The organism is Roseibium sp. (assembly GCF_039982295.1).
In the GTDB taxonomy this organism is placed as follows: domain Bacteria; phylum Pseudomonadota; class Alphaproteobacteria; order Rhizobiales; family Stappiaceae; genus Roseibium.
On sequence record NZ_JBDWYP010000093.1, the window covers coordinates 41878 to 55612 of the forward strand.

Consider the following 13735-nt stretch of genomic DNA (forward strand, 5'->3'; position numbering starts at 1 on the left):
TGGCTCGAATCAGATCGCCGAGCCTCGTCCCAGCATTCTGTGCAATGCCCGGAAATTCAACCAATCCACGCCTATTTCGAGCGCCATCCAGAGCGTTTCCGCATTTTAAAGACAAAGCCGATCACTTCCGCGACCGCCTTGAAGTGTTCTTCGGGCACTTCCTGATCAATTTCGACACTGGCATAAAGCGCACGAGCGAGCGGCGGATTCTCGATCACCGGGATTTCATGCCCCTTGGCCACTTCCCTGATCTTCAGGGCAACCGCATCGATGCCCTTGGCCAGACAGGTCGGAGCACCCATTCCATCTTCATATTTCAAGGCCACCGCATAGTGCGTCGGGTTGGTGACCACGACGGTCGCCTGCGGCACCGCTGCCATCATGCGCTTGCGGCTGCGCTCCATGCGCAACTGCCTGATCTTGCCCTTGACGTGCGGATCACCCTCGGTCTGCTTGTATTCTTCCTTCACTTCCTGAAGGGACATCTTCTGCTTTTCGAACCACTTGTGGCGCTGGTAGAGAAAATCCGCGCCCGCGACAAGGGTCATCACGGCTAGGATCGCCGCGAGAAGCTGGAGCACCAACACCCGCGCTTCCTCAAGCAGGATCACCGTTTCTGCAAAAATGATGGTGTCGGCTTCATCCCGGTGCGGCCAGAGCACCAGAACCATGATGGTGCCCACCGTCGCGATCTTCGCCACGCCCTTTGCAAAGTTGACCAGGCTCTCGGAAGAAAACAGGCGTTTGAATCCGGACAGGGGCGAGATCTTCGACAACTTCGGCTTGATGGTCTCTGCCGTAAAGACCATCTGGTGCTGCACCATGTTGCCCGCCACAGCCATTCCCACCAGGGCAAGCAGGGGAAGCCCCACGATCAGCGCGAGCGACTGCCCCGTGTCACGCCACAACGCCCGCAGCGCATATCCATCCATCGGAATCTGATGAGCGTGTTCCAGATAGCCACGAAGCAATCCTGAAAGCGACGCGGCAACGGTCGGCGCGAAGATGGCAATGACCATCGCGCTCCCGGCCAATGTGAACCAAGTGCTGACTTCCTGAGATTTCGGTACGTCCCCCTTGTCATGCGCATCTTTCAAGCGCTTTTGGGTGGGGTCCTCGGTTTTCTCCGAATCATCGGAACCTTCTGCCATGGAGCTCTCCTAGCCCAGCGTCAGCTTGCCGACGGCCTGCTCGAAGTGACTCATGTAGAAAGTCATCATCGTCGTGAGCAGCACAAGCAAGAGCCCCAACCCGATCGCGATGTTCACGGGCATGGCAATGAAGAAGATCTGCATCTGCGGCATCAGCTTGTTGAGCAAGCCGAGGCCGAAATAGAACACGATGCCGACCACAATGAACGGCGCACTCATGCGCACCGAGATGGAAAACACATCCGCGACGGTTTGCGTCACCATCGCAGCGAGATCAGAAATCGGCAGTGCACCGCCGGGCGGAAACATCACGAAACTGTCGTGCATGGCCGCAATGATCAGGTAGTGGGTATCCGTCACGAAAATCAGCGTGATGCCGAGGATCGACAGATAGTTGGACACCAATGCACCTTGCTGTCCGGAGTTGGTCACATCCGTACCAAGGGCCATTGCAAGGCTCGACTGGCTGGCGATGATCACGCCGGCCGTCTGCAATGCAAAGGTAATCATCTTCGCGCATAGGCCGATCACGAAACCAAGCAGCAACTCGCTTCCCATCAACAACAGCAGACGCGGAAAGTCATCCATCAGGCTCGCGGGATAGGTCGTGGACCCGACCGGGTAAAGCGCCAGCGTCAGCATCAAGGCGAGAATCAGACGGACCCGCATGGGCACGGACGTCTCGCCCAATGCAGGCATGAGCATCAGCATGGTGCCGATGCGCGCGAACATGAGCATGAAGATCGCGCCAATCTCGGGCAGGAAGTCAAGCTGCAGTGTCATGCCGCCCCTTCCCTGTCGTTGGCCGATCGCTGGCGCGGGTCATGAGCGCCCCGATCACGCGGGGGTTTGCAGGATCAACTCGCCGATCCTCGCCGTGAAACTCGCCAGGAGTTGGCCCATGAAGGGCATCGTGATCAAAAGCGTCACGAAAATTGCGAGGATCTTCGGGACGAAAACCAGCGTCATTTCCTGGATCTGCGTCAGCGCCTGAAACAGCGCAATCACGACGCCAACCACGAGCCCGACAACCATGGTCGGGCCAGCCACGAGGATCATCGTCCAGACGCCCTCTCGGGCGATATCAAGTACCTCGCCGCCAGTCATGCGCAGCCTTTCGCGGTCAGGATCAGATCGGCATCCGCATGATCTCTTCATAGGCGGAGATCACCCGATCGCGAACGGAGACCATGGTTTCCAGGGCCATTTCGGTTTCAGCGACCGCAGTCACCACATCGACAACATCTGTGCGGCCCTCGATGAGACCGATCGACTTGCTATCCATGTCACGGCCCTTGTCGACAACGCTCTCGACGGCTTCCTGAACCATCTGGCCGAAGTCAACGCTTTCCGGTCCCGCGGGCATGTCGCCCGGCGACGCTGCCTGCTGCGCGAGTTTCGCGGCCATCTGATAGGCATTGTTTGCAACCGATGGAGTAGACATGATGCCCTCGCCCTTGTTGGAGTTTTACGTCGGACCGGACCTCATGGGTCCGCCAGCCGAATGGCTATCAGGCCCTCAGGATGTCGATTGTCTTCTGCACCATGCGGCGCGTCGCCTCGATAACGTTCAGGTTCGCCTCGTAGGACCGCTGCGCCTCGCGCATGTCGACGGTCTCGACCAGAGTGTTGACGTTCGGCGCCTTCACGTAGCCCTTTTCATCCGCAGCCGGGTGGCCAGGCTCATAGCGCACTTCAAAAGGCGTTGTGTCTTCCGAAAGCTTGCCAAGCTGAACCATCTCGCCGCCGACTTCCTTGTCGAAGTGGCTCTTGAAGGTCGCAATCTTGCGCCGGTAGGGATCCTCGCCCGGCGTCCGCCCCGTACTGTCCGCATTGGCAACGTTTTCCGCGATGATCCGCATGCGGCCGTTCTGGGCCTTGAGGCCCGACGCCGAAACAAACAAAGACTTGATGAGATCCATTTTAGTTCTCCTGACAGCTCAAGCAGCGACCCGCGAGCCGATGGTCATGCGGACTTCGAAAGGGCGGTTCTGATCAGGCCGAGGCTCTTGGAATAGAGCGTCGAGGCCGCCTGGAAATCCATCTGGTTTTCGGTGACCTTCATCATCTGCTCCTCGAGCACCACGTTGTTGCCACTCGGGGTGGTTTCAAACATGTTCTGCTTGTCCAGCTTGCCCTTGGAGCTGGCAGAAATCGTGCCGCTGATGTGCCCGGCCTTGGTCACCTCAGCCTCAATGCCGAAACTGCTTGCGCCGATATGGTCGGAAAACGCATAGGACTTCAGTTCCTTGGCGCGATATTTCGGTGTATCCGCATTGGCAATGTTCTCCGCCAGAACACCCTGACGGGTTTGATGCCACTGCATCTTGGACTTCAAGGCCTGGAACACAGGCAGGTCTGTCAGAGCCATGCGATTCACCATTCATTAACGATCTAGGCAAACATTGCCGATCTAAAGGTTAACGAATAGTTAACGCCGTATGAGCCGCACAAGGAACCACCAGCAGAAATCGGTGGATGAGGCCTTCGCATTTTGCAATTCGCAATGTTTGCCCACTCGTTAGCAGGCAGTTTTTTCCCACTTCTGTTAACTTTGCCAGATTGAAGGATTCGCGCCAGCTGCTCCACATGGAATTGCCCTAACGGAGTGTAACGAACCGGAAGCCGCGTTGAAGAGACGCAGTTTCAGCAAGGAGTTCGGGTGTCGGCGCGACGTGCGGAATAAAAAGGCGCCGCCCTGCTCGTGCAGGTCGAGATGTCCGGGCCGCGAACACATGTGCGGGCATTAAACGAGGTAGGCATGTACACTTGGATTGCAGAGACATTTGGCGTCTCGGACGGTTTGGCCAGAGGCCTTGCCTTCGCCATTTCTCTTGGCATCGTTCTGATTCTTATCGCACTTTTCGTCATGATTTTGAAACGGCTTACGGGCACCCGACTTGCCAACGGCCGCAATCGCCAGCCGCGCATCGCTGTCATGGACGCCACCAACATCGACACGAGAAGACGTCTTCTCCTGATCCGTCGCGACAACGTGGAACATCTGATTCTGGTCGGCGGCCCAACTGACGTTGTGGTTGAACAGAACATCATCAAGACCGCACCACTCACCGCAGGTGGGCCACGGCCTCAGGCCTCGGGCCAGGTGATTGCCCCCACAGCCTCCGGATATACCAGCGCGGCAACCGGCAGCGATGTACCACTTGCCGATCCGGCACAATCTGCCGCCCCTGTCGATATCGCTCATGCTGCGTTGCGCGCAAGCCATCCCGAGCGCCCGGCCGCACCGGCACGAGCAAACAAGGCTGCGCAAGCCGCGCCGACGCCGCCGGTCGGCATGACCCGTCCCGAAAGCCCGAGGTCGCAGGCTGCACCGAAAGCAGCGTCGGAGAACAAGGCACAGAGGAATGTCCGGGGAGAAGCGCCGGTCAATCCGGCCAGGTCACTTTTGAAGGCGGCAGCTGCGGGAAAGCTGACAACAGGCTTTGGTGCAAAAAGAACTACGCCTGAAGCCGAGCAATCTCAACGCACCGCCCCCGCTAATCCACCACGCCCGGCACCGGCGCCTCTTCCAACTCCCCGCCCGGCTGCCGGGAGTGGCTCCAGCTCGGAAGGCACTCCGACGAGTCAGCAGCAGCCAAGCGGCCTCGGCACCCCTGCCCTGAGAGCAGCGCTTGCACCCGGTCGGCCCGTTTCGCCACCATCCTCCGGACCGGCGGCACGTGCCAAGACCGCGATCGTGCCACCGGTAGCTCCGCCGGTGGAGCCCCAGCCAGCTGTCGAAAGCCCCCCCGCCGAGCCCACGGATAAGGCAAAGCAAGCGCCTGAAGTTCCGGTGCCGCCCGCAACTTCCGAAGTGACTGCAGCAATCAAGCCGGAGCCCCCGGCGGACACGCCGACCGAGCAGCCTCCGGCGAACAGTGAACCGAAAAACAATGGTCAGGATATCGAAAAACCGTCCGAGCCCGAACCAATAACGAGTGCAGACACCTCAACATCCGAGGAAGAAAACAAGGCACCAGCATCGCAGTCATCCAACCCCATCGAGGACGAGATGGCCAAGCTTCTCGACGAAATTCACGGACCACAAAAACTATGACCCCAACTATCGGCCGCCAAGCTTCGCGGCTGAACCTTTGCGCGGCAGCCGGCCTGGGGACCTTTCTTGTTCTCCTGGCCGGTCCTGCTTTGGCGCAGGAGATAACCGTCGGCTTTGGCGAGGACGCAAGTCTCACCGAGCGCGCCGTCCAGCTCGTCGCGCTTCTGACCATCCTGAGCCTGGCACCATCGATCCTGGTCATGGTGACAAGCTTCACAAGGATCGTGGTGGTTCTCTCGCTCCTGCGCTCGGCTATTGGCTTGCAAACCGCGCCGCCCAATATGGTGATGGTCTCCCTGGCACTGTTTCTGAGTGCCTTCATCATGGCTCCCACGCTCCAGACCGCTTACAACGAGGCTGTCGAACCCTTGGTCGACGGAACGATCGAGTTCGAACAGGCTTATGAACGCGCCGCCGATCCCTTCCGCACTTTCATGCTGTCCCAGGTCCGGGAGAAAGACCTTGCGCTGTTTCAGGAGCTGTCTGGCGGAGACACGCCAGAGAGCCCGGAGGATCTGGCCATGAGCACGCTTGTGCCTGCCTTCATGATCAGTGAACTTCGGCGCGCCTTCGAGATCGGCTTCCTGCTCTACCTGCCGTTTTTGATCATCGACCTCGTGATCGCTTCTGTGCTGATGTCCATGGGTATGATGATGCTGCCACCAGTCGTCATCTCGCTACCGTTCAAGCTGATTTTCTTTGTGCTTGTCGATGGCTGGAACATGGTCGCCGGCAGTCTGGTCAAGAGTTTCGGCGCGGGATAGCCGCGCCCCCAGACCAGTCGCGAACGTGTCATCGGGAAAGCGGTGTTGCCTGAGAGTGTACGATTGATGGGCCGAGCAAGCCCGCCGCAAACCGGGTCATTTAGCGAAAAAGACTAGCCCGCATCCGTTGCGGTCTGTCCTTCCGTTGCCGCCTGGTCAGGCGAGCGATCCGGTGTCATGTATTGGCGCCGATATTCTTCCATGAATGTCTCGAGTTCATCAGTACCGGCAAGCCGGTTGGCGACCTCGAGGAATTCGACGCCCTGGGCTTCAATCGGACGCGTTACGACCTCAAACGCGAGAGCCTCGGGACTGTCCGTCATCTTCGCCAGATATTTGTTCTGCAACCGGTTCAGGCTGAGCTGGTCACCAGCAAGCGAGTAGGCAATCCCTGCACGCAGGATATCGCGGCGCTCAAGCGGGTCGAGCGGGATATTGTCAGACCACCGTGACCCGTGCATTGCCTCCAGCTGCTCGCCCGCATCGCGCCAGCTTTGCGCTGCCCAGAAGGTGTCTGCGCGCAGGCGGTCAACGTCACTTCCGCGCATGTTGCGGACAAGTTCCAGAGCAAGATCCGGCCGCCCACTGGCCGTCAAGGCGCGCGCCTCGACAATGTTTCGCTGGCGCTCAAGCGTCGATGGCAGGCTGGCCTGACGCGTCTGGTTCAAAACCCTGAGCGCCTGCTCGGGTTTGCGATCGATAAGATAGATAGCCCCGAGATCTGCTGCAATCTGCGCTCTCGCCGCCCCCTTCAGGCGATTGTCCACTTGGTGACGCAGCAGCTCGGCAGCCTGGTCCAGAAGATCCACCTCGACCAGTTTCTTGGCCAGTCCCCGAACCATCTCATCGCCTAGACGGCCAATCGGTGTCATCTCACGGAAGTCATAGTAGAGCGACAACGCCTTCACAGTTGGCATCTCGTCGGCCTTGCCATCAAGGAAGAGCGAGGCAAAAAGGCCGTTCATCTCTTCTTGCAGCAAGCGCGTCGTATCGGCTTCCGGGTCGGCCTGAACAGCCGATTTCATGGATTCAAAGGCTTCCCGGTAGTTGCCTGTCTCGGCGTGAAGCTGCGAGAGGAACCGAAGCGTGCGAAGTTCGATCTCATCACCCCGCCAGGATGTCGCCAGCGCCGCCAATTGATCGATCGCCTCCTCGATGCTCATCTCGCCGTCGCGATAGCGAATGCGCAGGGCGCGATACTCCGCCTCAGCGGCCCGGGGACGGTCATCCGACTTCGCCACCAGATCAAAGGCGGTCAATGCTTCCTGCGAACGGCCAGAGGCGTCAGCGACCCGTCCGCGCAGAATATCATAGCGCGCCGCCTGGGATTTGGAGACTTCACTTGGTTCAATCTCGGCCAGAATACTGTTGGCCACGCCAAAGTCATTCGCCTCAACCATCGCGTGGGCCGCAGCGAGATTAAATTCTGCCTGAATTGCCTTTGGATAGTTGCCAATCACGGCACGCCCGCGTGGCATCGCAATTCGGGCCGCTGTCCAGTTACCAAGTGCAACATCAACTATCGTTTGCCAAACGGCACCATCGGGACTGTTCTTAAGTTCGGGCCGGTTCAGGTGTGTGTAGGCCTCATCCGGGCGATCTGCGAGCGTATAGGCCGCTCCCATCATCAGATTGTAGGAACTGTCCTCCGCGAGTGCCGGCTCTTCTTCGACGGCCAGCTGCATCAGGCCCAGGGATTCCTGCGCAAACTGATGCGCGAGGTAAAACCGCGCCAGATCCATGAGCTGCTTGCGGCGTTTGCCAGCTGGAGCGTTGGACAGGTCCTTCTGAAGCTTGTTCAGTCGCTCGCGATAAGTGGCCGGACCCTTGGTGGCCAGAGACACGAACTCGACATAACCGGGCTCGTTCGGATCAACGATTGAATTGAATGCGCCTGTCCCGCCTCGCAGATGTCGACTGGAAAGCGACAACCCGCCCACCTTCTCGATGATGACGTCATCACCAAGGATTTCCATGGTGACACCATCAGACTTCAGCGCCATCGCAATGCCCTGCGCAGAACTGAGGGCGTCGAGATCAACGAACCGCTGCTGCTTCAACAGGCCACGTGGGGGACCGAAACCGGTCACCAGTGCGATCTTGTCGCCGACGAAAGGGTCGGTGATCTCGCGGATATTCTGCGGATCCTTGTAGAGCACGCGCAAGACCGAGCCGCCATCGCCGCGCACATTGCGTTCAAGGCGCAGCGGCACTGACGGCTCCAGAATCATGTCCCCGATTACCAGGCTCCAGGAATTGCCGTCTAGCCCGACAGTCGCAAGCACCGGATCATTGAGGTCGAGACGCAGAACCTGGTAGCCATCACGCTCTTCCACCTGGATGTTCTCTGCCGTTTCGGCAAGGGCAGACACCATTCCGCGCGTATCGATCGTGGCGCCTGTGTCAAACACCATCCATATGCTGTCATTGCGTCGGAAAACGGCACTGGAGACCGGCTCAAGAAACGGAAAGACGATCCGCACCGTATTGCCGATACGACGTGCTTCGGCGGACACGAAGTTGCGGATCTCTTTGGCAAAGTCGGCAGGCGGCTGCTCCGGTGAATTCTGGATCTGGCCAAGCTCGGCACCGCCCTGGGCACGCCACGCCTCTTCACCGCCCGTCGCATCCTCCAAAACCATCGCAGGTGGCAGGGACGTGTCCGATGCAGGCAAGACCTGCTGTACTTCAACCGGCTCGGCCTCAACCGGCGCCAGTGCAGGCGCCGGGGCGGGCATCGGTACTTCAGCTGCAGGCTGCGTCGTCCGGATCACCGGCTGGGCCTCTTCCATCGACCCAACGAGCGGCATCGCTGCCCCACCGACATCCCCGGGCAGTTCTGTCGGGGAAATCGTCGAAGTCAGCTCTAATCCATCGGCTGTGGCAACCGGAAGCGGTTCTACGGACAATTCAGGTGCAGGGACTGCAGCCACGACGTCCGAGGGCGCCATGATTTCGGCAGCCTCGGCAACTGCGTCCTCGATTTCCTCCAGCACTTCACGTGCCTCAGTCTCGGCAACTTGAGCGTCCGCCGTCGCGACCGCGTCAGACGCCTTCGTCGTCGCCGGTTTTGGCCTCGGAACGTACACGGCAATTTCGGTGTCCGCAGGCTCTTCGGCGGCCTGCGCCACCTCTACGGATTGCTCTTCAGCAACCACCGGCTCGGACCTGGCCTCCTGCTCGGCCGGCGCGACGGCTGCGGGTTCAGGCTGAACCTCGACCGCAGGCTGCGGTTGTGTCGGGGCCGCCGCGGGAGCTGCAGGCGCGCTGCCATCAAAGGGAATCATGCCGAAGGCAGCCGCCTCGTCGGACATCTGTGGCACGTCTGCTTCTGGGGCCGGGGTGGACACGTTGACGGATTGAGGTGCAGCTGCATCGCCAGGCCCGGCAGCGGCCTCAGGCCCGGTGTTACGAACCCCCGGCGCCGTGATCATGTTTTTACGTGTTCCGCCCTGGGTCGTGTTCAGCTCTTCATTGATCTGCTGATTGGCCGGGTCGACCGGTTCCTTGTTCTCGGGCGTAATGTCGACGACATAAGTCTGGTTTTCACGAAACGCCCGAATATCGACCGATGGCTCGATACGCATCAGGAACTTCAGCTTGCCCTTGTCCAGGAAAGACGTCGCATCCACCACGCCTTGCGGCATATGGGCACGCAATTCAGAGATATCCAGCTGAGCCGGATGATTGAACGTCAGCTTGACAATGTCGTCTTCGCGCACGAATGCGGTATCAAATCGGATTGACCAGTCAAACACGAGCCGTGTGAAGGTCGGATGTTCACCGATATGCAGATCCACTGAAGGACCTTCTTTTGCCTTCAGCCGCGCCTGCTCCAGCGCCCGGACCTTGCGCATGGCCTCTTCGGCCCGTTTTGCCAGTTCCCGAACCACATCGTCCGGCAAGCCGGGCGGAAGCCCCTGCCAGTTTGCCGGCAGAATGTCGACGAAGAGTTTCTCCCCGGCCTCAAGCGTGTTGATCTTGAACTGACCCTTGAGCGCAAACCGTATGGCACTCCCATCCGGATCGCGGCGGGCGATCGTGATGTAGTCGCCAAGATCCAATGGCACATCATCGACGTCAATATCGATCGGGTCCTCGAAGGAAATGCGCAGGACGCCGCCAGTAACCACCGCATCATAGTGCGGAAGCAAGGTCCGGTCGGAAAATGTCAGCACCATGCGACCGTAACCGGGCGATGGAAGGACCTTGAACTGAACGGGTTCAAGTGTTTGCGAAAGGACTGGAGCGACGAAGGAAGGACAGGCGAGCAGACACAGAAAGGCAAAGGCACCGCACAGCAACTTGTGCACGGTGGCAAGCAGAAAGGCCTCGCCCTTCGTTTCCTGTTGCCCAGAGTGCTTCAGCACAATTGTCGTCCTTTGGATGCCGCCTAACGCTTTACCTTTAGTTATGCGGTCTTAACGCGTCCTTACACTGCTTGGTTAAATGCAGGCATATCGGTCAGTTTGAGCGGATTTTCGGTAGATCTCCGGAGGCCTCCTGCGGAGCGGGCTGTGGGTCGGAAGCCCCGCTGGCAATGGCAACAGTCAGCTTCTCGGCAGCCTCTGGCGACATCTTGCTCAAGACATCGGCCATCTTCCTCGGCTTCATCTGTCGGACGACCTTGAGCAGGATCGGCAGGGAGAGGCGATCGAAGATCCGGGCTGCGTCCTTGGGCTTCATGCTTTCATACATGGTAACAAGGCCGGCGATCTCGCTCTCTTCCTGCTTGCGCTTCTCCTCGACAACGCCCTCAATCCGTTGTTCCAGCTGCTTGAGCTCATCGACCCGTTTCTGGATGCGTTCTTCAGTCGCCTGCAGAAGCTTCTCCCTGAGGTCCAGCTGCCCTTCCTGTTTCTCAAGCGTTTGCCGGCGTTTTCCGAGGCTTTCGAGAACGGCTCGTTCAGCAGCGGAACCACCGATTTCCAGAGTGTCCGGCAATGGCGGCGGTCCGTCCGTGGCCGGGCTTGCTTCCTCTGCAGGAGCAATCTCGCCTTCGGCTGCGGGCGGCATGTCTTCTGCAGCTGTTTCAGCGGGTGTTTCCTGCGCCACCGCAGACTTGATCGGCGCAACTCCGACACTGCTGTCCATCACAAGCCCAAGCAGCTTCAGCGCCAAAAGGGCGCTGGCTGAAATGGCTAACAATGGCAGCAGGCGGAGGTTCATGCAGCTGCGCCTCCGGAACGCTTGCGGAACTGCTCCAGCCTGGCCGTTGCCTCGGCTGCCGCACTTCTGATGTCATCCGTCCGGCCAGACCGGCGCTGGGAACCGCCTGCACCAGGCTGCGCGGCCGGAGCCGCTGGCGGGTGCACCCCATATTGAGCGGGAACTGGCGTATAGCCTTGCGGAGGCTGTTGCGGCACATAACCGCCCTGAGGATACGGAGCAGGTGCAGGATCCGGATGCCCGTATCCAGCGTGCGGTGTTTGATAGGCATCACGCTCGACTGTAGCAGCCCGCGCAGCTTCGGCAATCTGGCTGATCCGCGTGAAGATCTTCTCCCCTTCCGCAACCTGACCAACCAGTGCAGCAGACATCTGCTCGGCCGCGACCAAACGGCTGCCCAGGGTCTTGTCCGCTTCCGATGCCGTCGCCTTCAGGCCAAGAATGGCCCGTTCGGCAATCTCGGTCGCTGTCATCAGCTCGGAGATCGTCGCCCGAAGAGTTTCCTCATCGGCCCGCAAGCGCTGCAGGCGGCGGTTCAAGGTGAAGCAATATCCGATCGTAACCAGCAGAAGAACGGCGACCAGACCTTCGATAATCATTCCGACGGGCAAAGGGCTCATTGTGCATCCATTTCATTTTGCATGGCCCGCTCAAAAGCAGCCAGGGTCATTTTCGGTTTGCGCAGGTTCTTGGCGACACGAATGGCGATCGAATCCTCGACCTTGCCGAGCGTGCCCTCGGTCAACGGGATGTTGCCGCATTTTATCAAGACTGGGTCCGACGGGTCGACGTCGAAAATCAATGTTTGCCCAACATCCAGACTCAAAACCCGCCCAAGTGGCAGGTGAGTTTCGTAAAGCACGGCATCCACCTCTACTTCCGCAGCGTGAATCTCCGATGCCAGGTGACCTTCCCAGGTCGCGTCACGGCCGAACTTCTCGCCCATGAACATCTGGAGCAGCAGATCGCGAATCGGCTCCAGCGTCGCATAGGGCATCATGATCTCGACGGTGCCGCCGCGATCTTCCATATCGATCCGCAACTCGACGAGAATGGCCGCATTTGCAGGACGGGAAATAGCCGCAAAACGCGGATTGGTTTCCAGTCGCTCCAGATTGAAATGCACCGGGCTCAAAGGTGCGAACGCCTGCTCCGCGTCCTGAAGGATCAGCGAAACCATCTGCTGCACCAACCCGGTTTCAATCGTCGTGTAGGGTCGACCCTCGACACGCACCGCTGTGGTTCCGCGCCCACCGCCCAACAGCACATCGATGATCGAGTAGATCAGGCTTGATTCAACCGTGATCAGGCCAAATCCATCCCACTCTTCAGCCTTGAAGACACCCAGAATAGCAGGCAGGGGAATGGAGTTGAGATAGTCGCCAAACCGCACTGAACTGATGGAATCCAGAGAGACTTCAACATTGTCCGAGGTGAAATTGCGCAGGGAAGTAGTCGTCAGACGAACGAGTCTGTCAAACACGATTTCCAGCATCGGCAGGCGTTCGTAGGACACCATTGCCGAGTTGATAAGTGCGCGAATTCCGCTCTGGTCGCCCGCAATCGTGTCGTCGATGTTGAAGCCAAGGAGGTTATCGATCTCCTCCTGGTTCAGAACACGGTCGGCGCCCCGGGTGGCATTTTCAAGGTCAGGCTCGCTGTCATCGATCATTGCAGCCCATTGGGCCGCCATGTCATCCGAAGTACCGGCGCCCTGCTCTTCGAGCGCAGCTCCCCAGGCCGCCGCCAGGTCATCGCCTTCGTCGTCGCCCGCACCTTGCTCTGCCAGGGCAGCGCCCCAGGCATCGGCCATGTCTTCTTCGGTTAGATCGTCGTCGTCAGCCATTTCGCACCATCAGGAGCCTGCACTTACTGGACGAGAATTTCCTTGAACAGGACACCCTCGACCCGTGCCGGGTAGACAGAAAGATTGATGCGTCTGAGCAGTTCTTCCTTCAGACGAAACAGACCGGCAGACCCTTCTAGGTCCGCGGGGCGAAGCTCTCGCAGGTAAATCTGGAAAGCATCAAGAATACGCGGCAGGAAAGGCGAGATCTGATCGACCATTGCCCGATCCTGAACTTCGAGAGCAATGCGCACCTTGAGGTAGGTGGTGCGTCCGTCGGTCGCCAAATTCACGGTCATTTCCGGCAGATCGTAAAACACCACCGGCTTCTGCTCTTCCACGACGGGCTGTTCGCCATCCACGGTCGGTGTCGGCGCATCGCCGCCCGCGAGAAAGAAATAGGCACCAGCCCCTGCCCCTATGAGAACAACGGCACCAATACCTCCAAAGAGGATCAGCTTCTTCTTTCCGCCCCCACCTTCGGCTTCGCCGTCTGTTTCGTCGTCGGCAGCAGCATCTTCGTCCGCCATCAAGCACTCCGATTTGCCCGCAACGCTTCACGCGCGCATATAGTTTCTAAAGCCCTTAATGGTTAACGAATGGTTACCAAATCGTTAACAAGCCTAACCCGGCAGAAATTACCAAGTGGTTAATATCTGCCGGAAACTCTTGCCTGATGCACTCGGCAATTTTCTCTTTTACCCAGTTTTTTCAATGATTTATTTTCTGGCACGGCATGTGCAAA

The 13735-nt window shown here is 59.0% G+C and carries 13 protein-coding genes; 2 read left to right on the forward strand and 11 right to left on the reverse strand.

The window, feature by feature from the left end; all coding sequences use genetic code 11:
• Nucleotides 1-71: 71 nt before the first annotated feature.
• From flhB to flgB, 6 genes are all read right to left on the reverse strand, one after another.
• Entirely contained in the window at nucleotides 72-1151 is a 1080-nt protein-coding gene (gene flhB / locus ABJZ52_RS22605) for a flagellar biosynthesis protein FlhB (RefSeq protein WP_348186374.1), read from the reverse strand.
• 9 nt (nucleotides 1152-1160) lie between these two features.
• Nucleotides 1161-1934: a flagellar biosynthetic protein FliR gene (gene fliR, locus ABJZ52_RS22610; protein WP_348186376.1), complete on the reverse strand. Its 774-nt coding sequence runs from the start codon at nucleotides 1932-1934 to the stop codon at nucleotides 1161-1163.
• A 54-nt stretch (nucleotides 1935-1988) separates the two neighbouring features.
• Nucleotides 1989-2258 carry a flagellar biosynthesis protein FliQ gene (gene fliQ, locus ABJZ52_RS22615; protein WP_153768424.1) on the reverse strand — a complete coding sequence of 90 codons (270 nt, stop codon included), beginning with the start codon at nucleotides 2256-2258 and terminating at the stop codon, nucleotides 1989-1991.
• A 22-nt stretch (nucleotides 2259-2280) separates the two neighbouring features.
• Nucleotides 2281-2595 carry a flagellar hook-basal body complex protein FliE gene (locus ABJZ52_RS22620; RefSeq protein ID WP_192108920.1) on the reverse strand — a complete coding sequence of 105 codons (315 nt, stop codon included), beginning with the start codon at nucleotides 2593-2595 and terminating at the stop codon, nucleotides 2281-2283.
• 67 nt (nucleotides 2596-2662) lie between these two features.
• On the reverse strand, nucleotides 2663-3073 hold the full coding sequence (flgC, locus tag ABJZ52_RS22625) for a flagellar basal body rod protein FlgC (RefSeq protein ID WP_192108919.1): 411 nt from the start codon (nucleotides 3071-3073) through the stop codon (nucleotides 2663-2665).
• A 44-nt stretch (nucleotides 3074-3117) separates the two neighbouring features.
• Nucleotides 3118-3522, reverse strand: a complete 405-nt coding sequence (gene flgB, locus ABJZ52_RS22630; protein WP_348186379.1) for a flagellar basal body rod protein FlgB — start codon at nucleotides 3520-3522, stop codon at nucleotides 3118-3120.
• A gap of 390 nt (nucleotides 3523-3912) precedes the next feature.
• On the opposite strand from flgB, the gene ABJZ52_RS22635 reads away from it, so the two are divergent.
• Together ABJZ52_RS22635 and fliP are read left to right on the forward strand one after the other, a co-directional pair.
• Nucleotides 3913-5211: a hypothetical protein gene (locus ABJZ52_RS22635; RefSeq protein WP_348186381.1), complete on the forward strand. Its 1299-nt coding sequence runs from the start codon at nucleotides 3913-3915 to the stop codon at nucleotides 5209-5211.
• A complete protein-coding gene (gene fliP, locus ABJZ52_RS22640) occupies nucleotides 5208-5975 on the forward strand; it encodes a flagellar type III secretion system pore protein FliP (protein WP_348186383.1) in 768 nt (255 codons plus the stop codon). Before ABJZ52_RS22635 ends, fliP begins: the two co-directional genes overlap by 4 nt.
• Before the next feature lie 113 nt (nucleotides 5976-6088).
• Here fliP and ABJZ52_RS22645 read toward each other — a convergent pair whose 3' ends face one another.
• The 5 genes from ABJZ52_RS22645 to ABJZ52_RS22665 all read right to left on the reverse strand — a co-directional run bounded on the left by ABJZ52_RS22645 (nucleotide 6089) and on the right by ABJZ52_RS22665 (nucleotide 13520).
• Nucleotides 6089-10345, reverse strand: a complete 4257-nt coding sequence (locus ABJZ52_RS22645; RefSeq protein ID WP_348186385.1) for a hypothetical protein — start codon at nucleotides 10343-10345, stop codon at nucleotides 6089-6091.
• A 94-nt stretch (nucleotides 10346-10439) separates the two neighbouring features.
• The gene (locus ABJZ52_RS22650; RefSeq protein WP_348186387.1) at nucleotides 10440-11144 is read right to left on the reverse strand and encodes a hypothetical protein; all 705 of its coding nucleotides are present in this window, start codon (nucleotides 11142-11144) and stop codon (nucleotides 10440-10442) included.
• Nucleotides 11141-11764, reverse strand: coding sequence for a DUF6468 domain-containing protein (locus ABJZ52_RS22655; RefSeq protein WP_348186389.1), 624 nt, complete (start codon nucleotides 11762-11764; stop codon nucleotides 11141-11143). The genes ABJZ52_RS22650 and ABJZ52_RS22655 overlap by 4 nt, the downstream gene beginning before the upstream one ends.
• Complete coding sequence (fliM, locus tag ABJZ52_RS22660) at nucleotides 11761-12990, reverse strand: flagellar motor switch protein FliM (protein ID WP_153768415.1); 1230 nt, start codon at nucleotides 12988-12990, stop codon at nucleotides 11761-11763. Before fliM ends, ABJZ52_RS22655 begins: the two co-directional genes overlap by 4 nt.
• 23 nt (nucleotides 12991-13013) lie before the next feature.
• A complete protein-coding gene (locus ABJZ52_RS22665; protein WP_348186391.1) occupies nucleotides 13014-13520 on the reverse strand; it encodes a flagellar basal body-associated FliL family protein in 507 nt (168 codons plus the stop codon).
• Nucleotides 13521-13735: the final 215 nt, after the last annotated feature.

What these genes read in the sequence shown, in the direction of transcription:
- flhB (WP_348186374.1), bottom strand. Translation starts at nt 1,151, where the DNA reads ATGGCAGAAGGTTCCGATGATTCGGAGAAAACCGAGGACCCCACCCAA.
- fliR (WP_348186376.1), bottom strand. Translation starts at nt 1,934, where the DNA reads ATGACACTGCAGCTTGACTTCCTGCCCGAGATTGGCGCGATCTTCATG.
- fliQ (WP_153768424.1), bottom strand. Translation starts at nt 2,258, where the DNA reads ATGACTGGCGGCGAGGTACTTGATATCGCCCGAGAGGGCGTCTGGACG.
- ABJZ52_RS22620 (WP_192108920.1), bottom strand. Translation starts at nt 2,595, where the DNA reads ATGTCTACTCCATCGGTTGCAAACAATGCCTATCAGATGGCCGCGAAA.
- flgC (WP_192108919.1), bottom strand. Translation starts at nt 3,073, where the DNA reads ATGGATCTCATCAAGTCTTTGTTTGTTTCGGCGTCGGGCCTCAAGGCC.
- flgB (WP_348186379.1), bottom strand. Translation starts at nt 3,522, where the DNA reads ATGGCTCTGACAGACCTGCCTGTGTTCCAGGCCTTGAAGTCCAAGATG.
- ABJZ52_RS22635 (WP_348186381.1), top strand. Translation starts at nt 3,913, where the DNA reads ATGTACACTTGGATTGCAGAGACATTTGGCGTCTCGGACGGTTTGGCC.
- fliP (WP_348186383.1), top strand. Translation starts at nt 5,208, where the DNA reads ATGACCCCAACTATCGGCCGCCAAGCTTCGCGGCTGAACCTTTGCGCG.
- ABJZ52_RS22650 (WP_348186387.1), bottom strand. Translation starts at nt 11,144, where the DNA reads ATGAACCTCCGCCTGCTGCCATTGTTAGCCATTTCAGCCAGCGCCCTT.
- ABJZ52_RS22655 (WP_348186389.1), bottom strand. Translation starts at nt 11,764, where the DNA reads ATGAGCCCTTTGCCCGTCGGAATGATTATCGAAGGTCTGGTCGCCGTT.
- fliM (WP_153768415.1), bottom strand. Translation starts at nt 12,990, where the DNA reads ATGGCTGACGACGACGATCTAACCGAAGAAGACATGGCCGATGCCTGG.
- ABJZ52_RS22665 (WP_348186391.1), bottom strand. Translation starts at nt 13,520, where the DNA reads ATGGCGGACGAAGATGCTGCTGCCGACGACGAAACAGACGGCGAAGCC.